The organism is Elusimicrobiota bacterium, assembly GCA_016218575.1.
In the GTDB taxonomy this organism is placed as follows: domain Bacteria; phylum Elusimicrobiota; class Elusimicrobia; order UBA1565; family UBA9628; genus JACRDN01.
The window spans coordinates 103,762-125,705 of the sequence record JACRDN010000023.1; the positions used below are offsets into that span (position 1 = coordinate 103,762).

Annotated in this window: 20 protein-coding genes; 13 read left to right on the plus strand and 7 right to left on the minus strand. The window is 62.5% G+C overall.

Features of this window, described 5'->3' with window-relative positions; translation table 11 throughout:
- Window positions 1-15: 15 nt before the first annotated feature.
- The 6 genes from HY921_13030 to HY921_13055 are packed head-to-tail and all read right to left on the minus strand — an operon-like array spanning window position 16 to window position 5,347.
- Window positions 16-705 (minus strand): hypothetical protein, encoded by a 690-nt coding sequence (locus HY921_13030; GenBank protein ID MBI5631795.1) that lies wholly within the window; start codon window positions 703-705, stop codon window positions 16-18.
- The gene (locus tag HY921_13035; GenBank protein MBI5631796.1) at window positions 689-1,456 is read right to left on the minus strand and encodes a polysaccharide deacetylase family protein; all 768 of its coding nucleotides are present in this window, start codon (window positions 1,454-1,456) and stop codon (window positions 689-691) included. Before HY921_13035 ends, HY921_13030 begins: the two co-directional genes overlap by 17 nt.
- Entirely contained in the window at window positions 1,453-2,460 is a 1,008-nt protein-coding gene (locus tag HY921_13040) for a peptidoglycan bridge formation glycyltransferase FemA/FemB family protein (GenBank protein ID MBI5631797.1), read from the minus strand. Before HY921_13040 ends, HY921_13035 begins: the two co-directional genes overlap by 4 nt.
- Entirely contained in the window at window positions 2,436-3,479 is a 1,044-nt protein-coding gene (locus HY921_13045; protein ID MBI5631798.1) for a DegT/DnrJ/EryC1/StrS family aminotransferase, read from the minus strand. Before HY921_13045 ends, HY921_13040 begins: the two co-directional genes overlap by 25 nt.
- A complete protein-coding gene (locus tag HY921_13050; GenBank protein ID MBI5631799.1) occupies window positions 3,472-4,425 on the minus strand; it encodes a glycosyltransferase in 954 nt (317 codons plus the stop codon). The genes HY921_13045 and HY921_13050 overlap by 8 nt, the downstream gene beginning before the upstream one ends.
- 13 nt (window positions 4,426-4,438) lie before the next feature.
- Window positions 4,439-5,347 carry an SDR family oxidoreductase gene (locus HY921_13055; GenBank protein MBI5631800.1) on the minus strand — a complete coding sequence of 303 codons (909 nt, stop codon included), beginning with the start codon at window positions 5,345-5,347 and terminating at the stop codon, window positions 4,439-4,441.
- A gap of 209 nt (window positions 5,348-5,556) precedes the next feature.
- Between HY921_13055 and HY921_13060 the strand changes: the two genes are divergently transcribed.
- From HY921_13060 to HY921_13095, 8 genes are all read left to right on the plus strand, one after another.
- Entirely contained in the window at window positions 5,557-7,533 is a 1,977-nt protein-coding gene (locus tag HY921_13060; protein MBI5631801.1) for a hypothetical protein, read from the plus strand.
- A 1-nt stretch (window position 7,534) separates the two neighbouring features.
- Window positions 7,535-8,917: a formylglycine-generating enzyme family protein gene (locus HY921_13065; GenBank protein ID MBI5631802.1), complete on the plus strand. Its 1,383-nt coding sequence runs from the start codon at window positions 7,535-7,537 to the stop codon at window positions 8,915-8,917.
- Window positions 8,918-8,990: 73 nt separating this feature from the next.
- The gene (locus HY921_13070; GenBank protein MBI5631803.1) at window positions 8,991-9,842 is read left to right on the plus strand and encodes an FkbM family methyltransferase; all 852 of its coding nucleotides are present in this window, start codon (window positions 8,991-8,993) and stop codon (window positions 9,840-9,842) included.
- Window positions 9,842-11,746: a cobalamin B12-binding domain-containing protein gene (locus tag HY921_13075; GenBank protein ID MBI5631804.1), complete on the plus strand. Its 1,905-nt coding sequence runs from the start codon at window positions 9,842-9,844 to the stop codon at window positions 11,744-11,746. Before HY921_13070 ends, HY921_13075 begins: the two co-directional genes overlap by 1 nt.
- Before the next feature lie 11 nt (window positions 11,747-11,757).
- Window positions 11,758-13,599, plus strand: a complete 1,842-nt coding sequence (locus tag HY921_13080) for a hypothetical protein (GenBank protein MBI5631805.1) — start codon at window positions 11,758-11,760, stop codon at window positions 13,597-13,599.
- Window positions 13,596-14,381, plus strand: a complete 786-nt coding sequence (locus tag HY921_13085) for a hypothetical protein (GenBank protein MBI5631806.1) — start codon at window positions 13,596-13,598, stop codon at window positions 14,379-14,381. The genes HY921_13080 and HY921_13085 overlap by 4 nt, the downstream gene beginning before the upstream one ends.
- A gap of 13 nt (window positions 14,382-14,394) precedes the next feature.
- A complete protein-coding gene (locus tag HY921_13090; GenBank protein MBI5631807.1) occupies window positions 14,395-15,387 on the plus strand; it encodes an SDR family NAD(P)-dependent oxidoreductase in 993 nt (330 codons plus the stop codon).
- Between the two features lie 6 nt (window positions 15,388-15,393).
- Window positions 15,394-16,185 carry a class I SAM-dependent methyltransferase gene (locus HY921_13095; GenBank protein MBI5631808.1) on the plus strand — a complete coding sequence of 264 codons (792 nt, stop codon included), beginning with the start codon at window positions 15,394-15,396 and terminating at the stop codon, window positions 16,183-16,185.
- Here HY921_13095 and HY921_13100 read toward each other — a convergent pair.
- Complete coding sequence (locus HY921_13100) at window positions 16,182-16,664, minus strand: DUF2817 domain-containing protein (protein ID MBI5631809.1); 483 nt, start codon at window positions 16,662-16,664, stop codon at window positions 16,182-16,184. The two genes, HY921_13095 and HY921_13100, sit on opposite strands and share 4 nt — an antisense overlap.
- 117 nt (window positions 16,665-16,781) lie before the next feature.
- Here HY921_13100 and HY921_13105 point away from each other — a divergent pair, with 117 nt between their 5' ends.
- From HY921_13105 to neuC, 5 genes are read left to right on the plus strand one after another with little or no spacing between them, the layout of a single operon-like run.
- Complete coding sequence (locus tag HY921_13105; GenBank protein MBI5631810.1) at window positions 16,782-18,179, plus strand: DegT/DnrJ/EryC1/StrS family aminotransferase; 1,398 nt, start codon at window positions 16,782-16,784, stop codon at window positions 18,177-18,179.
- Window positions 18,173-18,883, plus strand: coding sequence for an acylneuraminate cytidylyltransferase family protein (locus HY921_13110; GenBank protein ID MBI5631811.1), 711 nt, complete (start codon window positions 18,173-18,175; stop codon window positions 18,881-18,883). The genes HY921_13105 and HY921_13110 overlap by 7 nt, the downstream gene beginning before the upstream one ends.
- A gap of 4 nt (window positions 18,884-18,887) precedes the next feature.
- Complete coding sequence (locus tag HY921_13115) at window positions 18,888-19,925, plus strand: N-acetylneuraminate synthase family protein (GenBank protein MBI5631812.1); 1,038 nt, start codon at window positions 18,888-18,890, stop codon at window positions 19,923-19,925.
- Window positions 19,906-20,757, plus strand: coding sequence for an NAD-dependent epimerase/dehydratase family protein (locus HY921_13120; protein MBI5631813.1), 852 nt, complete (start codon window positions 19,906-19,908; stop codon window positions 20,755-20,757). The genes HY921_13115 and HY921_13120 overlap by 20 nt, the downstream gene beginning before the upstream one ends.
- A complete protein-coding gene (gene neuC / locus HY921_13125) occupies window positions 20,754-21,929 on the plus strand; it encodes a UDP-N-acetylglucosamine 2-epimerase (hydrolyzing) (GenBank protein ID MBI5631814.1) in 1,176 nt (391 codons plus the stop codon). Before HY921_13120 ends, neuC begins: the two co-directional genes overlap by 4 nt.
- Window positions 21,930-21,944: the final 15 nt, after the last annotated feature.

Consider the following 21,944-nt stretch of genomic DNA (forward strand, 5'->3'; position numbering starts at 1 on the left):
CAGGGCCCGGATCGGCTAGTAGTCGAGGGCGCGCCAAATGGTCCCGAAATAGCAAAGGCGAGTATAGCCGGAGCGCCGTCGCTCCGGTAGGAAGAAAGCTGGCGCAACTCCATGGTGGAGCTCTTTTACCCGCGGGTGCAGGCGGCTCTTGTCATCATAAAGGGTGCGCGAGGTCGCGAGCACCAGCGCGCTCTCGGCGATGAGCTCCTTCTCCTTCTTGGCCAGGTCCTTGGGGGGATCGGGCAGGCCGTGGAAATTGTCCACGCAGTCGTAGACCGTGAGGGCGGGGCTCAAATATTTCAAGGCCTGCAAGGTTGTGTCGGTGGGAAGGTAGCAGACGACGACGGGCGACGGCCCCAAGCCCAGGGAGTGGAGATTCTCGACGAGACCCGGCACCAGCAGGAAGGAGTTGAGCCTCCTGAATATTCTCCAGGTGGGCGGCAGGACCAGGGGATTGACCACGTGGAGATTGGCGGGCAGGCGGGCCCCGCGGCGGCGAGACCCTCCGGAGAAGAGCCGCCAAACCTTGTTCCAGAGCCTCGGCAAATCCCGCGGGGAGGGATTGCGAAAACCGGTGTTCTCGATGAAAAAGACCTCGTGCCCGGCCTCGGCCCACTGCGAGGCGAAGATTTGGTGGCGCTGCCAGGCCGCGTCCCACTCGATGCTACTGAGGATGACGATCTGGGACTCAGCGAGCCGGGTCACGGCGCCTCCAGGCAAACCAATCCCAGCTTCCCTCGAGCTTCAGGGAAAAATCGCGCGCCGTGTCCCAAGCCGTGAGCTCGGTGCGGCAGAGAAGTAGGGGGTCGCGGTCCGGCGCGTTCAAGCCGTAGCGGCTGCAGCCGCCGAGAGCGTAGCCGGCGGCGGAGGCCGCGTCTCGTACTCTCCGGTTGACGGCTCCATGAGGATAGGAGAGAGTTGTGACGGGCTTGCCCAGGAGGTCTTCCAAAATTTCGCGGCTTTTCACCAGCTCATTGGACAGCGCGTCAGCCCCGAGCGAGCTCAGGGCTTTATGGTGATGGCCATGGGCTCCAATCAGAACGTTTTTAAATTGGGAGAGTTCTTTCAACTCTTTTGCCGTCAGATAAAGGGAATTTTTGCTCAAGACATAGCTCGAAGCCACGAACACCGTGAACGGGATGCCGCGCTTGGCCAGGAGGGGGGCCGCTACGCGCAAGGTGTCCTTGTAGCCATCGTCGAAGGTAATGGCAACTTGGAGACGGTCGGGGCGGGGCTTGGCAAAGAGAGCCCACTCCCAGTCGGCCCTGGCCTCGGCCAGGGCCTCCAGGTGTTCCTCGAATCGGCGCGGGGAGAGGCTGAGGCCGTAATGGTCGTTCGGAACGGTGGAGCCTATTGAATGGTACAAGAGCGCCCTCAGCCCGGCCTTCGGCCGGGCCGCAGGGCGCAGGGCCCAAAGGCGCGAGAGGCCTCGGTAGGCCAGGTGTTTTAGGCTCATGCTTTGGAGGCGAAACGGCTAAGAAGCGCCCCGCAGGGCCCGCGCAAAATTCCGGGCCAAGCCCAATCCCATTCGCCCAGGTACTCGAGCTCGCGGGCCCCGGTCCCTTTCTTGAAGTCATGCACGCCCTTGGCCTTCTCGGGATCGGCTCCCCCGAGGTCGTAGGTCTTGACCCCGCGCTCGCGGCATATCTGGAGAAGATTCCAGAGGAGGGCATAGGAGGCGTAGCTTTGCCGTCCGGCCTGGGAGGAAGCGGCCAGAAGATCCCAAGCCTTGCCGTCCTGCGTAGCACAGGCGCGCAGGGCGATCGGGTTGCCTGCGTCGTCGTCGGCGCGTAGTAGTAGCCATGAGGAGCTGAAGTGTTTTAAAAGTGACCCCAGCTCCTCTTGGCGGTACTGCGCATGCATCCCTTTGTAATTCTCCATCATCCGGTACACTGCGATCACGTCCTCGGGTTTGGGATTCTCCCAAACCCGAGGACGTGATCGCTTCAGCCCCCGGCGCAAGTTGTGCGCCCAATTGGCCGAGAGCCCGCGCCGCAATTCCTCCTCGGGTGCTAGCTCCAGCAGGAAGGTGAGATTGCGGTTGAGCGCCTTGGTGGGGTGCTGCCAGCCGTTTTTTACCAGCGTCTCAACGGAGCCGTTCTGGGGACGGTACGAGCAGAATCGCATATAAACCGGTCCGCTCCCGCCGGACTCCCGTAAAACTGAACGCAGGCCATCGTCCCAAAGCTCGGGGCCGCCCAAGGGCCCGCCGCGGGCCCAGAGCACGGTGAACCCGAGGCGCCTCTTGGCGAGGAATTGCGTCGCGGCCAAAGGAGCGCCGTCCTCGCCAATGGCGAGGGCCCTCAAGGCGCGCCAGCCGAAGTTCTCCTTGTGGCGCGCCCAGGACGAGCCTTGGAAGGGGTTGCCGTCAGGCAACCCCTGGAGAATTGCATCCCAAGCCGCGTCCGGGTAGCTCTCGGGCAAAAGCCTCCAGGTCACCATAGGAAATGGGCGAGCCACACGTTCTTATAATGCTTGGGCGCGCGCGCGGCCACCGAGTCCGGCAGGTCGGGCCAGGGCAGCGGGTAAAGGCCGAGCCGCTTGAGGGCCGCTAGAGCTTTAGGCAATCCCTGCGGCTCGGCTCGGAAAGGGTAGCCGTAGGGAACGACGCCCTCGGGCAATGCCTCGAAGACAGGACGCAGCTCCGCTTGACACAGAGCGTTCTCCACGAGCGCATAAAGTTCTCTGCGCCGAGCCGCTTCAATCTCGGGATCGGCGACGGCGATGGGACGGCTGAGCTCCAGACATGGCTCGGCCGGCAAGGGGAGTTCGCGCTCTGCGGCCGGTTTTTCGGTCGAGCTGCCGTTTCCCAATCGGCGCAGTGTCCTGAAAAGCCGCAGGCCCGCCAGGCTTGCGCGCGCGCCGCAGGCCCCGGCCAGCATCCGATAGGAATTCTTGAGTTTGAACCGGAGGTCCCCGCTTGGAGCGAACGTCGGAGCGGGGCCGCTCTTCCAGGCGCGGCCGCCAGAGAGCGCCAAAGCGGCGCCGTTGGGCAGAGCCAGGCTCTTGCGCAGGCTGAAAATCCCCATGTCCGCGCGCAGGCCGAGGAGACGACCGTCCTCGTCCCGGCTGAAGAGACCGTGGGCGTTGTCCTCGATCAGGATGGCCCCCGTCCTCCGGCAATAGTCGCGGAAGGGCGCCAGGGACTGCGGGAAGCCGAAGAAATTCACCGCGACCACGGCCTTGGCGCCGGGCCAAGTCTCGGGAGGCGAGGCCGGTTCGAGCTCCGCGCTGACCGGGTAAAATGCCGGCCGGGCCCCGACTGCCGCCGCCGCGGACAAAAGATCCCGGCAAATGAACTCTGGAAAAAGGACATTCTCGCCGGGCCCGATGTCCGAGGCCCTCAGGCCGGCGGCCAGGGCCCGCCGGCCGAAGCTGTGGAAAGTCAGTTCGTGCCCCGGCGCCAAATCCTCGAGACGCCAAGGCGTGGCCGCCGGAGGCGGGGCGTAGACGGCGGCGGCGAGCGCCAAGTTATCCACAAAAACTTCCCGGGAAGTTTTTGTGGATAACTTTCCGGTCGAGCTCCCTCCAGGCCCAAGATAGCGCCTTGACGGCGTTCTTGAGGTCGAACGGGAAGGTCCGGAGCATTTTCAGGGCGTACTGGCGCTGCTTCTCGGGCTCCTCGCCGTAGCTCATGAGCTGACCCAAAGCGGAGCGGTAGACTGCTGAAAGCCGCTTGCGTTTTCGCAAGCGGCTGATGAGGCCGTCGTCGTCGCCGAAGTATGTTTTGAAGTGGTCCTTGAGCAGGGCCTCCAGGTTGCCGTGGTGATACTCGATCCGCCGAGAGGCCGCGCGCTCGACCAGCTGGTACTCGCCTAGGACCTGGTCGAGGAAATGGAAGCGCGCCACGCGCGAGAGCCTCATCCAGAAATCGTAATCCTCCACGGTGTTGAACTCGGGGTTCTCGCGGAAGCCCCCGATCTCGAGGGCCTTGTCCCTAAGGAAAACCGAAGCCGAGGGGGAGAGCGCGTTGCCCCTAAAGAGCAGGCGCTCGTACATGCGAGGCTCGGTCGGGCCGTTGCGCGAAAGGCGGACGACCTTTCCGTCCTTGGTGACGTTCTCGTTGTGGCAGATAAGATCCGCTTCCGGGTGCCTCTCGAACTCGGACATCACGACCGCGAGCTTCTCCGGGCGCCAGAGGTCGTCGTGGTCAAGAAGCGCTATGTAGCGGCCCTCGGCCGCGCGCATGCCCGCGTTGCGGGCGGCGGCGATCTTCTTGTTGGGCTGACGCAGGCAGGAGCCAGACAGGTGGTGGCGGTTAAGGTAGTTTTCCACCACCTCATGCGTTCCATCCGAGGAGCCATCATCGGTCACCACGATCTCGTAGTCCGCGAAGGTCTGGGCCCGCACCGAGTCCAAGGTCTTCTCGATGAAGGCGGCGGCGTTGTAGGCGGGGATGACGACCGAAACCGTGGCCTTGGGCATTCGGAGGATGGCGTTAAATTCCGGCCCTCATGGAATCCTTCATGGCCTCGAGGCCTTCCTTGAGGCCCAGGGGAGCGACGCCTAGCTCGCGCTCCATGCGGCCCGTCAAGAAGGAGGTGTTCTTTGGGCGGGGCGCTATGCTGGGAAAATAGGAGCTCGCCACGGGCTTGATCAGGGACTTGTCGAGACCGAAGGCCTCGGCCACGGCCAGGCCGAACTCGTGGCGGTTGACCACGTCCCTGCCGGCGAGGTGGAAAACCCCGGACGGGGTTTTGCGCGCCATGGCCCAGAGAGCCTTGCCGCATTGGCGGTTGAAGAGGGGGTTTTCGTAGACGTCGTTGACGAGGGGCGCTTCCTCGCCGCGCAGGAGCTTCTCGTAGATCCATGTGGCGGGGTTGGGCCGGCAAACCACGTGGTTCCAACCGTACATGAGGATGGGGCGGGCGACGGCGAAGCGCTCCAAGGTCTCGCTCACGAGCCTCTCGCACTCCACCTTGATCCGGCCGTACTTGTTGACCGGGCGCACGGGGTCGGACTCGCGGTAGGGGGCGGCTTTGCCGTCGAAGACCGCGTTCGTGGAAACATAGATCATATATATTCCGTGGCGCCGGCAGGCCGAGCTTACGTTGAGGGTGCCCACGATGTTGGACTCGAGGCTCTCGGCGTAATGCTTCTCCACGTAGTCCACGCTCGCGATGCCGGCGGCGTGGATTACCGCGGAGAATCGGTATTTCTTGAAAAGGGCGTCCACCTTGCGCTTGTCGCGGATGTCGAGGACGACGTGCTTGGCTTTGGAATCGGGCACCGCGTAGTCGCGCTGGTGCAGGCTCAATATCTTGAGGCCCTTGGGGGCGGTTTCCTCCAGGCCCTTGCCCAGGAGCCCGGTGCCCCCCGTGACCAGAATAGTGTTAGTTTTAGGCATGCGGAGGAGATGTAATTATAGTATTTTGGGGCGTGCGCGCGTATTGCCTGATGCTCGCCCTCTACCACGAGGACGCGCGGGCGTGGTTCACCGACGTCAGCGTGATTTCTGAGTAGGCCTTTCGGCCCGGGTGAGGCTAGGTCCAAAATTGGATTTTATCTTCCCCAATGGCCCAGGATTCTATTGGGATGCGGGCCTAAACTCCTGTTATGCGCAGGAAGTGCCTTCTCTGGGGCATGCTGGCGGTCGCCGCGGGCCTTTCCCCTGGTCTTAGCTTTGGCGGTAGCAGGCAAGCCCATTTTTCGGAACCCATCATGACTTTGGTGGGGCGGCTCCTGATTCTTAACGGACACCGCAACGCTGACCGCAAGCTGGTAGTCGCCGCGAATGATTTCCTTGAAGGCTTGAAGGGCAGGCAGGAGCTTTCCGAGGAGCATTTTGGGCCTATCCTGCACAGTTTGGTTGCCATGCCTCGCGATAATCCTCTAAGGATCAGGAAACTTGCCGCCCTTTTTTACGTGATGCAAAGAGATTATGGCGTGACGGAAGGGAACCTGGCGCTTAAATTCCATCAAGAGCCGGGCTTATTCAGGCAAGCCGAGGAGCGAAGCCAACTCCATTTGCGGCGCATGGCCCGGGAGCTTTGCGCGATCGCGGAAAATTCCAGTGTCGAGAGAGTCTTGGGGACGGACCTTGACGATTCTCGGTTGAGGACCGCATTGGGGCAATTGGGTTATTTTTTCTCGGATTTTTTAGTGACCCCTGATGGGAAAAGGGATCGTTTATTGGAAGTTAACAAGGCCTATAACGATATTCTGGACAGAGAGGCCCAGGCCAGCATTAATCACTCCGGGGGAATTCGGGACGAAATCCTGGCCGAGCTTCGCCGGCATTCCCTGGCCGACCCATTTGGAGGCGCGACCAGAGAGTTGGACGAGCCTTTGGCGACGGAGCCGCGGGACTTGGAGGTTCCGCGCGATGCCCAGATAAAAGCCCTGCGGGCCATGCCCGATATCCAGGCCTCCTTACCCGTGGCTGCCGATCCCGAGGCGCTTTTTGCCGTGGCTTACGCGGCTGGTCTCTATCGGGAGACCTTGATCGCGGGGGTGATTTTACCCGCCCGCTTGGCCAATGCCCCTTTTCCGGCGGACGTGCTCGCGGCCAATACCTTGGGGACCTTTAGGCTCTATTTCGCGAGTTCTGAGCAGGAAACCCAATCTTTTCTCGCTTCGCAACCGAACCCCCTGGCCTGGGCTGTATTGCCGGCGACGAAAATTGGTTGGCGCGGCCGATTGCGGTTCCGGCATAGATTCGAACCCCGCAATCCCGCCAAGATGGCAAGCCAGCTTTTAAAATCTTCCGCGGCGATTAAAACCCCACGGACCCCTGCCCCTACTCCTACTCCTACCCCTGCTCCGGCCCCCGCGGTCGGCCCTCTGCCGTTTTGGGACCAGTTCCTTGGCGGGAGAACTTTCGAGGCTTTTTTGGGCGCTGTTGGCGCCTCTGCCGGCTATGCGGCGGTTTTCGGCCAGAGGATATTGCAGCCTTTTCTAGCGCCTTTGCCGTCCTTGCCCTTGCCCCATTCTGAAATATGGAGCCAGGCCGCGATTAAAATATCCGCCTTGGCGGCTTTGCCCGGCCTCGGCGATTTGGGGCTTCTCATGGGACAAAGTATTTTTGCGGGGATTGCGGGGGCCTGGATATTTTCCAGGTATATTCCCCGAGCTTCTCCCAAGGCGCGTCAATATCCGATGGCCTATGCTTTGGGCTTAAGCGCGGCCGTCCTATCGTCCATGGCTGCGGGCTTGTTGGTATCAAGTTTGGCGACAGTCATGCTCGGCTTCGCGTTCCGCGACAATATTCTTCAATGGCTCAAGCTTAAATCGGCTGGAGTCAATAAGGCTAAATTGCTGGTCGGGTCGGGCTGGCTCGCGACCTTGGGCGGCCTGGCTTGGGCCGCGCATCAGGCGGGGTGGACCTCCGCGGCCCTGCTCTTCATCGCGGAGCATTCTCTCGGGCTGGCGGGTTTTTTGGCTGTCATGTCGTTCGGGGCTATTCTCTGGAAGCTGCTGTCGCCTAAGACGGTGTCCGGGGCAGATATTTGTATTTGGCTCGCCATCCTGATTGTACTCAGTCTGATACTGATGCCGCTTGTTTTTATCGGGGGTACTGGCGGGGTTTTGTGATATGAAGATTCTCTGCTTGGTTCTATTGGCAGGCACCCGGGCCTGGGCGGGCGAGAGCGCCCTGGGGGAGCTTAATCTTATCGCGGGCCATCAGGTCCAGGCGCCGGCGCCTCCCGTTGAGGCCGAGAGGAAAGACGATCCCAAGAGTTTGGACATGTCAAGGGCTCGGCGCCTGTTCAACGGGGGACTGCTCCCGGATCCGAGAAAGATGGCCGGGAAAGTCTACCGCCTGTCGGCCCGGGCCTCGCTTGAGCCCTATGGAAAATCGGAATTGGTGCCCGAACTGCAATTTGAGTATGACCCAACGATTTATTTGGTTTACAGGTCCGCCGATGGGAAACAGGCAAACGAGAGCATTCCTTTGAGCAGGATTAAAGACAAAGAGGCCCTGGCTTGGAGGTGGTGGGGTGTGCTGCCGGACGGTTCTAACAGCGGTGTTGGTGTGGAGTATAAATTCCGCTGCAAGGCCTTGGATCGTGCATATCAAAAGCTGCTTTGCCAGGTACGCCGGTCCTATTTCCAGGCCGGAGAGTTCGCTGCCGGGGATGTTTTTTATGAGCTCTACGTGCAGGTCGCCAAGGACGTGACGCCTCGCACAAGGGCGCAGCCGAGGGCTTTGAAGCCGATGGATGCTTTCAACAAGAAAATCGCGGGAATTGCCGCCAAATTTATCCCAATAAAGCCCGGACAATTCCAGATGGGCAGTCCCGCCGGCGAGCAAGACCGGGGTGCGGACGAAGCCCAACACACGGTCGAGATTTCCAAGGCCTTTGAAATGCAGGCGACTGAAGTGACCCAGTTCCAGTATCTCTTGGTGACGGGAAACAATCCTTCCAGTTTTCAAACGGTGCAGGATTGCGCCGGCGCGCGCCGCCAAGTCGTCAACGGGGTCGAGCTTTTTTGCCCCCATCATCCGGTGGAAAGCGTCTCTTGGGACGAGACCCAGGAATTCATCAAGCGCCTAAATCAGATGCAGAGCCGGTACGCTTATCGGCTTCCCACCGAGGCGGAATGGGAGTACGCGGCTCGGGCGGGTAGTCTCTCCGCCTATTCTTTCGGGGATGCTGGCGGTTTAGATCAGTATGCCTGGTTCAACGATAATTCAGGAGGACGCACCCATGCCGCGGCCGTAAAAAAAGCCAATCCCTGGGGCCTCTATGACATGCACGGCAATGTCTGGGAATGGGTGCAAGACTGGTATGGTCCGTATCCCGGTGAGACCGTGACCAATCCTGCGGGGCCTTCTACAGGCTCGTCCCGGGTCCTTCGTGGCGGTTCCTGGTTCAGCGATGCCGGGGGCCTGCGCTCCGCCGTTCGCTACTCCGGCGTCCCGGGCGGCCGCTACGGCGGCGTTGGGTTTCGCCTCGTGAGGTCGAGTCGTTGACTTTTGAATCCTTGGCTCATTGGCTCTTGGCCGCGCTACGCCAGGGACATTTGCTAAAATACGTCGAGGAAACATGGGACTTAAGCGCGAGGTCGCTGGTCTTGCCGCCCGTTGGGTTTCGGGCGCCCTGGATGCCCTCGGATCTTTGAGGCCCCTGCGCCGGTTTATGCTGAGGACGGGGGGGAAACTTCGCTTCACCGAGTCGGAGGTGAAAGTGAACGGCCAGGCCCTGCGCCTCCACACCCCTAACGAGCTCTCCCTATTTCGGGCGGAGACCTACTTCACCAAGGAGCCGGAGACCTTGGAATGGATTGATTCCTTCGAGGGGGAGGGCGTCTTGTTCGACATCGGGGCCAATGTCGGGACCTATTCCCTTTACGCTGCGAAGAAGGGCCTGGAGGTGCTCGCCTTCGAGCCGGAGGCCCAGAACTTCGCGGGGCTCAACCGGAATATCGCCGTGAACGGGCTGGACGATAAGATCACGGCCTTGAACGTGGCGCTTTCCGACCGCACGGCGGTGGACCGCCTGCACTTGTCCGCTCTGTCCTTCGCGGCTGCCAACCATTCTCTGGGAGCTTCCGTGGATTTTAATGGGAACCCGAGGTCGGCGGGTTTCCGGCAAGGCATTCTTTCCTATTCTTTGGATGGATTTCTGGAAGCCTTTCCCGTGCCATTCCCAAATTACATCAAGCTGGACGTGGACGGGCTGGAATCGAAAATCGTGGCCGGGGCCCAAAAGACTCTCGCCGATCCGAGACTGCGCTCACTTCTCATCGAGATCAACGAGGCCCTGCCCAAGGATCTGGCGATAGTGGAGACTTTGCGTGGGCTTGGATTCTTAGCTGAGAAGAAGCCGCGCGCCCCCATGCCTGACAGCCAGATCTACGAAAAATTGTTTAATTATGTCTTCCGGCGTAACCGATAATGCCCAATCCCTCAGGCCCTAGAATCGTGGTGGCCACCACTCCCATCCGCCCTTTGCCCACGGACTACGCCCCGGTGGGAAGCCTCTCGGTCTTGAGCGCCTTGAACCGCGCAGGCTACAAGAATACCCATTTCTACAATATAGACCTCCTGCGCCCCTCGTATGAGCAGGCGGTCCGGGACATTGCAGCACTCAAGCCGGACGTCTTCGCGATCTCCGCGGTGGTCTCGACCGCCTACGAATACACCAAGAAGCTCTCCTTGGACGTCAAGCGCGCCCTGCCGGGGACGACAGTCATCATGGGCGGAAACCTCGGCACTTCCGCGGAGATACTCCTGCGCAAGACCGGAATAGACTTCATCGTCACCGGCGAGGGCGAGCGGGCGGCCGTGGACTTCATGCGCCTGTGGGAGACGGCCCCCAAGAGCCGCGAGGAGTACAGACAGGTCAAAGGGCTGGCCTTTGTCGACGGCAAGGGCGAGCTCGCGGTGACTCCCTACGCCGAGCCCCTGAAGCCCGAGGAGCTCTACGACATAGACTGGGGAATCCTCGAGGACCTCGGCCAGCTCGACTATTTCATAGTGCCCGCCGCCAATTCCGGCAAGCTCGCCGTGACCGACCGCGAGGATCCCAAGATCATCAAGGTCAAGCGCGACGGGAAAACCGTGGCCATGATCAACACCTGCAAGGGGTGCGTGGCCCGCTGCACCTTCTGCCACCGCTGGGACAAGGGCATACGCTACATCCCGGTGCCGGTCCTCATGAGGCGCATGGACGAGATGATGCGTCGGCACAACGTGGGATTTTTCCGCATGGGCGACGAGAACTTCGGCTCGGACAAGCGCTGGCTCTCGGAGTTTCTCGCCGAGATCAAGAAGCGGGACGTGCTCTGGCGCGTGGGCGGCATGCGCGTCAACTCCATCACCCCCGAGTACATAGACCTCATGAAGGCCGCGGGCTGCGTCACCATCTTCTACGGCATGGAAAGCGGCAGCCAGAAGATGATCGACGTCATGGAGAAGAAGACCACGGTTGAGCAGAACAAGAGGGTCATGAAGTGGATGGTGGAAAAAGACGTGAGCACCATCATCCAACTCATCGTGGGCATGCCCGGCGAGGACACCGGGACCGTGGCCGAGACCTGCGATTTTTTGCGCTACTCGGCCACCCTCACTCCGGATTGGGACCCTAACAACGTGAGCGTGAACTTCGCCCAGGCTTTGCCCGGAACTCCCCTCTACGAGGTCGGGCGCCGGCGCGGCCTCATCGGCCAGAGCCTGGACGACGAGGAAGAGTACCTCCTCAAGATATCCGACCGAGACGCCCGAGACGGGGAGACCGCGATCAATTTCACCGAGTTTCCGCGCCTGCTCCTGGAGCGCTGGCATTACGATCTGCAGAGCGCCGGGCGCTTCGCCTTCATCGAGAAATTCGGCATGGAGGCCTACAAGCGGATACTCGCCAAGTCCGCCCTGTTCGAGGAGGAGCCCGACTCCGGCTACTTCGCCTCCCCGGCCCGCGACCGGGTGCTCGAGTCGAGCGCTTCCACCGACAAGCTCCACCAGCAGGCAGACCGCTCCAAGTTCAGCATGAGCCGCTATCCCTCGATTCTCGCCTTGATCCGGATGCGCAAGTTCAACATGCTTCCCATCCTCCATCCGCGGCTTTTCATGAGGCTCGGGTTCATCAGCACCTGGATCGTGTTCATCAACGCGGCGCGCAAGTACGGGGTCGCCCAGATCCCGCACATGGTCGGGGAATATCTCTCCTGGCGGGTCACGGGGCTCTTCGTGCGGCGGCAAGGCTTTCCGCGACTTTCCCTGCGCAAGATGGTGAATGAGAACCACCTGCCCCCTATCCCGGCCGACAGCCCGGCCATGGAGTCCCTGAGGGCGGGGCGCTGACCTCGGACGGCGTGGGGAAAACACTAGCCTTCGTCGAAACCGGCGCGCAGGTCCAGGACGGGATCTCCCTGGCCCGGAAGACGAGCCGGGCCTTGACTTGGATCGCCTTGGCGCCGCGGGCCTCCTGGGAGCTCGAGCGTTTGGGCGAGCCCTTCCACGACTTGGACGAGTTCGCCGATCTTCCGGCCTTGGCCGAGCTCGACACGCTCTCCATCGAGCGCACCGAATCCTTCTGCCGCTTCATTGACGAGCGCCTGGCGGCCTTCGCCCCGGGCCTCCAAAGCGGGCTTTCCTGCTACTACAATTTACGGCATGTCTTCAACGCCCCGGCCTTGTGCGACGCCTATTATCGGCGCATCCGGGCGGCCTTCCCGGAGGCCGGGGAAATTTGGTTCTGGGAGAGCCCGGCGGAGGCTCCGGGCCCGGAGCTGCGACTCAAGCGCGAGTCCATGTGGTCCCGCTACCTGGCCTTGAGGCTCAAGAGGGACAATATCCCCTTCAAGGCTTTTCCTGCAGTTGGGGACGAGCCGGCTCTGGCTCGTCCCAGGCCTAGGGCCTGGTTTAAAGCTTTCCAATGCCTGGTCGAGACCGTCCGCGCGCTTTTTTACCCCCCCGCGCGGCGCCTGGCCGTGCTCGATGAAAGCTATAGCCTGGGGCTCATGCTCGAGCGCAATCGCGCAAGGGGGGACTTCACGGTTTTCAACTTGAGCCGCCTGCTCCAGATCTTAGCACCCCTTTTGCGCCTGCGGCCGGGCCGCGGCCGGGCCGCGCGCGAGGCTTCGCTTTTGTGGAGCAGTCTTTGCCGGGAGCCGGAATTTAAGCGGCGCTTCGTTTGGGACGGCCTTGACGTATTCCCTTTGGTCGAGGGCCAGTTGAGCTATTTTTTTCGGGACCTCGTCCCGGAAATGATGGGGCTCGACGGGCTCGCCTTCCGGATGCTCGCCCTTATGCGCCCCAAGGCCGTTCTAGCCTCGGCCATGGGGCTTTTCCGCGAGAAGATCATAGCTCTGGCCGCGCGGCGCGCGCGAGTCCCCTTCGTCGTTTACCAGCACGGGGAAATCGGCCTTCGGACCATGGGGCCGAGGAGCCCGAACTTCTGGTACTATAACGACGTGTACTTTTCCGACCTCTTCCTGGTCTTCGGCCGCGGCCAGGAGGCTTTCTGCCGGGAAAAATACGGGGACCGGGCCAAAACCGCCTGCGTGGGCTCGGCCGCCCTCGACCGCTTGACCGAGCGGGCGCGAAAGGCGGACCGTAAGCGCGTGAAGGAGTCCCTGGGGTTTTCCCCCGACCGGCCCCTCGTGGCCTATCCCCTGGGCCAATTCGGCATGGGGATCAAGGTCCCGCCCACATATCGCACCGACTGCGCCGCGGTCAAGCTCGAGCGCCGCGTTGTGGATCTTTTCGCCGAGTTTCCAGGGGCGGATCTTGTCGTAATCCCCAAGCTGGGGGAGTTCTGGGCGCAGAACCCCTTGCCTGAATATCTGGCCTCGCGGAAATATCCCAATGTCTTCCTCCATACCACCGGATTTGGGAAATTACTCCAGGCCGCCGACGCCTTCATCATGGACTGGCCGAGCACCGCCTTTCTCGAGGCTCTGACCACGGACCGCCCCATCTTGATCACGGACTGCGGGCTCAACTGGCAGTGGCAGGAGAGCGCCCGCGCGCATTTCGGCAAGCGCGTGCTCTACGCTCGCGAGCTTGAGGATTTCCTGGCTCTGGTCCGGAAAACCTTAAAGGAACGGGACTTCGGGCCCCGGCCCGACCGGGGCTTCATATCGGAGTACGGGACTTTCCTTGATGACGGACGAAGTGCTGAGCGCGCCTTGGAGAGGCTCGCGGCCCTATGAGCAGGCTCGACCTCCTGGTTCTCACCGCGGACCGGCCGCGCCACCGCTATTTCGCGGCGGAGTTGTCGAGGGCCTTTCCCAACTCCCGGTGGCTGTCCGAGGCGTCCGCGGCGCCGAGCCCGGGAGGGGCGGAGGGCCTTTCCCGGCATTTCCAGCGCTTCGAGGAGGCCGAGGCGCGTTTTTTCGAAGAATCCGAGCGCCAAAATCAGGCGCTGCTCTTGGAGCGCCTGGCGCGGCAAATCCCGCGGGGTGGTCTTAATCAAGCCGAGACGGTTGAGTTCATTAAGGGCTTAAATCCTCGCTTCATCGCGGTCCACGGCACTGGAATCATCCGCGAGGACTTGATCCGCGCCTTTCCGGGCCGGCTCGTGAACCTCCACGCGGGGCTCTCGCCTTACTACCGAGGCACCGGGACCAATGTCTGGCCCTTCTACAACCGGGAGCTCGAGTACGTGGGCATGACCGTGCACTACATCGACGCCGGGATAGACTCGGGAGACATCATCCTGCAGGGGCGGCCGGTTTTCAAGGCCGAGGACGACACCCACACCATCGGCTGCAAGAACGTGGTCCTGGGGACCGGGCTCATGGGCCGCGTGATCGAGCGTTGTCTGGCCGGGGGCTCGCCCCCGGCCGTAAGGCAAGACAAAAGTCAGGGGCGTCTTTATTTGAAAAAACAGTTCACCGAAGAGATCGTGGTCGAGATCGAGCGCTTCATCGCCTCGGGCGGGGTCCGCGAGTACGCCAAGGCGCCCCGACAGGCCCGCATCGTTTCTTGGTAAAATGAAAACCAATATGGCTTGGAAAGGGGTCACAGTCGCGGTGACGGGCGCGGGGGGCTTTATCGGAAGTCATTTGACCGAGGCCCTTTTAAAGGAAGGGGCCGAGGTCCGGGCCTTGGTGCGCTACAACTCGAGGGGCACGCGGGGCTTCTTGGACCGCGTCCCTCCGGAGCTTTCCAGGAAGCTCGATGTTTGGGCCGGCGACGTCACGGACTGCGCTTTCGTGGACAAACTGGTCAAAGGCCGCGAGGTCGTCTTCCACCTGGCCGCCCTCATCGCCATTCCCTACTCCTACGAGGCCCCCCGCAGCTTCGTCTCGGTCAACGTCGAGGGGACGTTGAACGTTTTAGAGGCCTGCCTGCGCTCGGGCGTCAAAAAGCTCGTGCAGACTTCCACCTCCGAGGTGTACGGCACCGCGCTTTACGCGCCCATGGACGAGAAGCACCCCCTGCAGGGGCAATCCCCGTACTCGGCCTCCAAGATCGGGGCCGACCAACTCGCCGAGAGCTTCCACCGCTCCTTCGGGCTTCCGGTGGCGATCGTGCGCCCCTTCAACACCTACGGCCCGCGGCAGTCGGCGCGCGCGGTCCTGCCCGCGGCCATTTGCCAGGCTCTCTCCGGGAAATCCCGCGTCGAGCTCGGGAGCCTCTCCCCGGTGCGAGACTTCAATTTCGTGGAGGATACGGTGGCGGGATTCCTGGCGGCGGCGGCGAGCCCGCGCTCGGTGGGCGAGACCATCAATATCGGTTCCGGCCAGGGGGTTTCCATAGGCGAGGCCGCGAGGCTCATCTTGAAGCTTTCCCGAAGCTCGGCGCGACTGTCCCAGGATCAGAAACGCGTCCGCCCGGCCAAGAGCGAGGTGGGGCGGCTTATCTGCGACAACCGCAAGGCCAGGCGCCTGCTCGGCTGGAGGCCTAAGGTTAGTCTTGAGGAAGGCCTGCGCCGGACCATCGCCTACGTCGGCGGGCACGGCTCCGAGTACGATCCGCGGACTTACGCGGTTTAATTCCCGGTGGCCTCTTTCGACGCCGACGCCTGCCCCTTTTGCGGGCCTGGTTCCGCGGGGATTTTCCGCAAGGACAATCCCCGCGATCTTTGGCGCTGCGGCGTTTGCGGCACCATATTCCCCAGGCCGCGCCTGGGGTTTGAGGGCTGCGCTGAGGCCCTTCAGTCTCTGGACCGGCGCCCGCGGCCCTTGGACCCCCCGGTTTCGGCCTCGGATCCCCTGTGCCGGCTTATAGTCCGTCATATCTCTCGCCGGGGCCTCGCCCTGGACGTGGGCTCGGCCACCGGAGGCTTTTGCGCGGCCTTGGACGCCCTCGGCTTCGAGGCCCATGGCTTGGAGCCCCAGGCCTCGGCCCGGCTGTCGGCCGGCCAGCGTGGTACGAGAACTCATCCTGGGTTTTTTCCGGAGCAGATTCCGGAGGCGCTGGCCCAACGGCGCTTCACTCTTATATCCATACTTGAGTCGATCTATTATTTTCACGACCTTCGCCGGGCCCTGCGCATGGCGCAGGCCCTACTAGAGCCCTCTGGATATCTCTTACTTAAGGCCCATCACGCCGAGTCCCCGGTCTACGCGGACGGCCAGCTCTCCCTATTCCGCCGCTTCGGAGACCATGTCCAAGGCATTCCCACGGCGGCCTCTCTCAGGCATTGTCTGGAGGCTTCTGGCTTTGGAATCGTGCACCTGCGGGGGCTCGCGCCCATATCAGGCCTTCTTTCCCGCTTGCGGGCTGGGGTGCTTCCTTGGACCGAGCCTGGGAAAGCTGACCGGCTGGTAATCCTGGCCCGCAGGCCCTAGCGAAACACGAGTGCTGCCAGAAGGGCGTCCCGATTTTCCCCCCAAATGAGGTCTTTGTCGAATGACCGGGGCAGCTCCAAGGTGACCGTCGGGATGCCTCCCTCGATGCCCGCGTAGGTTCCGAACGAGCCCGGGGTGGCGTACCCGATGTTCGGCTCGAGCCTATAGCCGTTGGCGCGGGCCATGGCCGCGGCCAGGACTTTGGCTTTCGGGGGGTCATAGTTCACGCTGCGATAGGGAGAGTGGATTGAAACGATGCGGGCGGGCCGATAGTCCCGAAGCAGCCGGATCACCATCCGCGTTTCAGGTTCCGATTGCGGCTTCGAGCCTCCCCATTCCCGGCCTCCCGGCGGCTTCCTTTCCCAGTTCTTGGCCGGGAAATTCCGGTTGATATCCACCCCCGCCGCGTTCATCCTCCTCTTCATGTGCAAGCCGTCCGGGTTGACTCGCGGGACGATGATCGCGGCGCGGCCCTGCAAGTACCGCGGATTATTCGCCAGGAACGCGCCGAAGCGCTCCAACGCGAACTTTCGCTGTCGCGCGATAGGCCGGGGCTGTTAATTGCAGGCCCCGAGTCAAAAAGATAAAATAGCTGCATGTTGCGCGCTCCCACGGCTCGGGCAAAGCTCGCCCTATTCGGGGGAACGCCCGTCCGCAAGAAGCCCTTTTCCGGTCCCGCCGTGTTCGACGCCTCCGAGCGCAAAAACGTCCTCGAGGTCCTGCAGGACAAGGCCCTCTCGCGCTTCATGGGCAGCCCCTCGGCTGACATCGACAAGCAGCTCGCCATACCGAGTGCTGCGGCCGCGAGGTACAATCCCCAGCACTTCATGTTCATCGGAGGGCGCAAGGTGCGGGCCCTCGAGGCGGAGTTCGCCGCGCGCTTCGGGGCGAAGTACGCCGTCGCCGTCAACTCGGCGACCTCGGGTCTCATGACGGCCTTGGGGGCCTGCCGCCTCGGCCCCGGCGACGAGGTGATCACGACCTGCCTCTCCTTCAACGCGACGGCCGTCAGCATTTTGGCTTTTAACTCCATCCCGGTTTTCGCGGACGTGGACCCCGAGACTTTCTGCATGGACCCGGAGGATGTCCGCCGCAAGATCACGCCTCATACCAAGGCCATTTTGGTGGTGCATTTGTTGGGCCGCGCGGCGAATATGGACGCCATCCTCGGGATTGCGCGAGAGCGCGGGCTTATGGTGATCGAAGATTGTTCTCAATCGCCGGGCACTCTTTACCACGGAAAGCCAGTAGGAACGCTCTCTCCCATAGGAGTGTTCAGTCTACAGGACACGAAAAATATCGTTTCTGGCGAAGGCGGAGTTATCATCACAAGCGATCCGGATCTCGCCCGGCGCTGCCGCCTCATCCGCAACCACGGGGAGTCCATCCCCGGGCCCGAGGCCGGCCCCGAGGAGCTCTGCAATTTGGTGGGCTTCAATTTCCGCATGACCGAGCTGACAGCCGCCGTGGCCTTGGCCCAGGTCAAAAAGCTCAAGGCCAACAACCAGCAGCGCAACGTCAACGCCCGCTACCTGGCACAGAGGCTCGCCAAGCTCCCCTATCTGCGGGTTTGCGAGGGGTTTGCCTCGGACGGCAACGTCTGCCATGTCCTGCCCATGCTCTACGACGCCGAGTCCGCCGGGGCGAGCCGCGACGCGGTGCTGGCGGCCTTGCGCGCCGAGGGGATTCCCACGGGCACGGGGTACCCCCGGCTCATGCCCGAGAATCCGATTTTCACGAAAAAGATCGCCTTCGGCTCCCAGGGCTGGCCTTGGGAGCCCTTCGAGCATGGCCGGGCCCGGGTCTACCGCCGGGAAGATTACCCCGTCGCAGCCTCCCTCATCTACGAGAAATTCATCTGGTTCTACCATGTCAACGCCCCCAACACCCCCAAGGACATGGAGGACGCGGCCAAGGCTTTCCAAAAAGTATTCTCGAACCTCGAGGCCTTGAGGGAGTACACGCCCTCCGGGCCCAAGGTCTACAAGTGGTAAGGCCGAACGTCCTGGCCGTGATCCATGCCCGAGGGGGCTCCAAGCGCATTCCCCTGAAAAATGCCAAGCTGCTCAATGGTAAGCCCTTGGTTGCTTACATGATCAAGGCCGTCTTGGCCGCCAAGAAAGTGACGACCTGCCTGGTGTCAAGCGACCATCCCGAGATCATCCGGATCTCCAAGGAAGCCGGGGCCTACGTCCCCTTCGTGCGCCCGGCCGACATCTCCGAGGACGTGCCCTCCGAGCTCGTGACCCGGCACGCCGTGAAATGGGTCGAGGAGAACACGGCAAAGCGCGTGGACATCGTCATCACCATGCAGCCCACGACTCCCTTCGTTCGCCCCGAGGACGTGAATGCCTGTGTGGCGGCCGTGGAGGAGGGGGCGACCTCCTGCGTGAGCGTTTTTCCGGTGCACGAGCGGCCGGAGTGGATGTTCTATATAGACGGGGAAGGCCTGGCCAAGCCTTTCCTCGGCAAGGAGATCAAGGGCGAGCTCGGGGTTTCCCAGAAGCTTCCCAAGATGTACATGCCCAACGGCGGCATCTACGCCACGCGCCGCGACGTCATGATGGAGCAAGGCTCGATTTACGGTGACCGCATGAAGGTGCATGTCATGCCCCGGGAGCGCTCGGTGGACATAGACGACCCGATAGACTTCGAGTTCGCGGAGTTTCTCGCCAAGACCGCGTTCAAGGATGGCTAAGACCATGAAAGAGTTCAGCATCGCGGGCCGCAAGATAGGCCCCGCTTACCCGCCCTTTATCATCGCGGAGGCCGGGATCAACCACGAGGGCAGCTTCAAGAAGGCTCTCCAGCTCGTGGACGCCGCCGCCGAGGCCAAGGCCGACTGCATCAAGTTCCAGTGCCATATCACCGAGGCCGAGATGATCCCGACCGACATGAGGCCGGGGAAGATCTCCAAGGAAAAGCTTTGGGACATCATCAAACGCTGCGAGCTCAACGAAGAGGAGGAGCGCAAGGTCAAGAGGCATTGCGAGAAAAAGGGCATCCTCTACATGTGCACGCCCTTCTCGCGCGAGGCCGCGGATAGGTTGAACGTGATGGGGGTGAGCTCTTTTAAGATCGGGTCAGGGGAATGCAACAACATTCCGCTCCTCGAGCATATCGCCAAGATGGGCAAGCCCACCATCCTCTCTACGGGGATGAACGATGTCCCATCCATCCGCCGCTCCGCGGCGGTGTTCAGGCGCGCGGGGGTGCCCCTCATGCTCATGCACTGCACCTCCATGTATCCCACGCCCTACGAGAAGGTGCGCCTGGGTGCCATCGCGGACCTGCAAAGACAATTCGATCTTCCGGTGGGGCTTTCGGACCACTCCATCGGAATTTATACTTGCTTGGGCGCGGCGGCTTTGGGCGCGGTCGCCTTCGAGAAGCACTTCACCATCACCCGCAAGTGGCCGGGGCCTGACGTTCCCATCTCGATAGAGCCCCAGGAGTTGGCCGAACTGGTCAAGGGCGCTCGCGCCGTGCATAAAGCCTTGGGCGGAAATAAGAACATACTCCCCGAGGAACGGCCTGTCATAGAATTTGCCTACGCATCGGTCGTCACCATCGCCCCGGTCAGGGCCGGGGAGGCCTTCTCCCGCGACAATGTCTGGGTCAAGCGCCCCGGCACGGGCAAGATCCTGGCCGAGGACTTCAAGCGGGTGCTGGGCAAAAAGGCGGCGCGCGACATCGCCCCGGAGCGCCAGCTCACGCCCCATGACATCCGCGGCTGGTAGCGCCCTAGTCACCGGAGCCGGGGGCCTTATCGGCCGCAGGCTCGCCTCTATCCTCGTAAACGCGGAGCGTCTGGACGCCCGGAATCTTCCCGCCGGCGGGGGCAAGGCCCGCGCGCTTTTCCACATGGCGGGGCTGACCTCGGCTTCGGCCTGCGAGGAGAATCCGGCGGCCGCCTACGAGGCCAACGTCGCGCTATTCCAGAGAACCCTCGAGCACGCGGTGCGGCGCGGGGTTTCCACGATAGTATTCCCCTCAAGCGGACTGGTCTACGGAGAGGCCCTGCTCCGCCCAGCCCTGGAGAGTGACTTGCCCAGGCCCGGCGGCTATTATGCCGCGACAAAACTTGCGGCTGAAGCGCTGCTACTTGGCGCCTGCCGGCGCTGGGGCCTGGCCGGGGTGGCGGCGCGGCTTTCCAACGTCTACGCCGAGGACATGCGTCCCGACACCATGTTCGGCGCGGTTTTCGCCCAACTGCGCGCGGGCAAGGAGCCCCGGGTGCGCGACTTAAGCCCGGTGCGGGATTTCCTTCACGTGGGCGACGCGGCCGAGGGCCTGCGCCGCCTGGCCGCCGTCGCCCGCCCGGGGGAGATGCTCGCCGTGAACCTGTCCACCGGCCGCGGTTTTTCCGTGGGCCAGGCGGTGGAGCTCGCGCGCAGAGCTTTTGGGCTACCGGAAAGGCTCTTGCCCTCTCAAGGCAAGGGCCCCACGTTGGTGCTGGATAATTCCTTGCTCTTCCAGCTCACGGGCTGGCGGCCCCCCGAGTTATCCACCAAACTTCTCCGGGAAATTTGCGTGGATAACTTCGGACCCAAGCCGGCAGGCCCCAAATGAAGCGGCGGGTGATCGCGGTCTACACCGGCAATCGGGCCGAGTACGGCCTGCAGTACCCTATTTTAAGGGCGATCGCGGCGGACAAAAGGCTCGCCTATAAACTTCTAGTATCGGGCGCCCATCTTCAGCAGGCCTTCGGCAGGACCAAGGCCGAGATCGCCAAGGACGGCTTCGATGTCCACGCCGAGGTCAAGATCGCCATGGGCGACGACAGCCTTTTCGGCACGGCCCAGGCCATCGGCTCGGGAATATTGAGCCTCAGCCGGGTTCTCGCCAGGCTTAAGCCGGACATTCTTGTCGTCTACGCCGACCGCTTCGAGGGCTTCTCGGCCGTGATCACCGGCACCCAGATGAATATTCCCACGGCGCACGTGGAGGGGGGCGACATCACCGAGGGCGGGGCCTTGGACGACTCGGTGCGCCACGCCATGACCAAGCTCGCCCATCTTCATTTCACCACCAACGAGGAGGCGGCCGAGCGCGTGCGCAAGTTGGGTGAGGAGCCCTGGCGGGTGCACAATGTGGGGTTTCCGGCAGTAGATCTTGTCAGGGCTGGCCTTTTGGCCAGCCCCGAAGAGCTTTTACAGCGTTTTGGAGTGGACGTTGGCAAGCCCTTGGTGGTATTCACCCAGCATTCCGTGACCACAGAGTATGACGAGGCCGGCGCTCAGGTCCGGCCGGCCTTAAAGGCGATGGAGCGCCTGGCTCGCGAGGGGGTCCAGATCCTGCTGACCTACCCGAATAACGACGCCGGGGGGCGCCGCATCATCGCGGAACTGGAAAAGCTCCGGCGCCGTAATGTCCCCAACCTCCAGGTGCATGCGAGCCTTGGGCGCTACAACTACCACGGGGCCCTAGCCTTGCCCCGGGCCGTGTGCGTCGGGAACTCCTCCTCGGGCATCAAGGAGACCCCGGCCTTGGGCTGCCCCTTCGTCAACGTGGGCTCCCGGCAGAATGGGCGCCTGCGCGGCGGCAACGTCCTGGACGTGGGCTACGACGAGGAAAAGATTTACGAGGCTTGCCGCAAGGCCCTTTTTGATGAGACCTTCCGCCGCCTCTGCCGCGGCGGCGGCAACCCTTACGGCATCGGAGACGCCGGTCCCAAGATCGCCCAAGTTCTCGCCACCGTTCCTCTCGATAAGAGGCTTCTGCAAAAGAAGATGACGTATTGACCGTCTTGAGCCTTG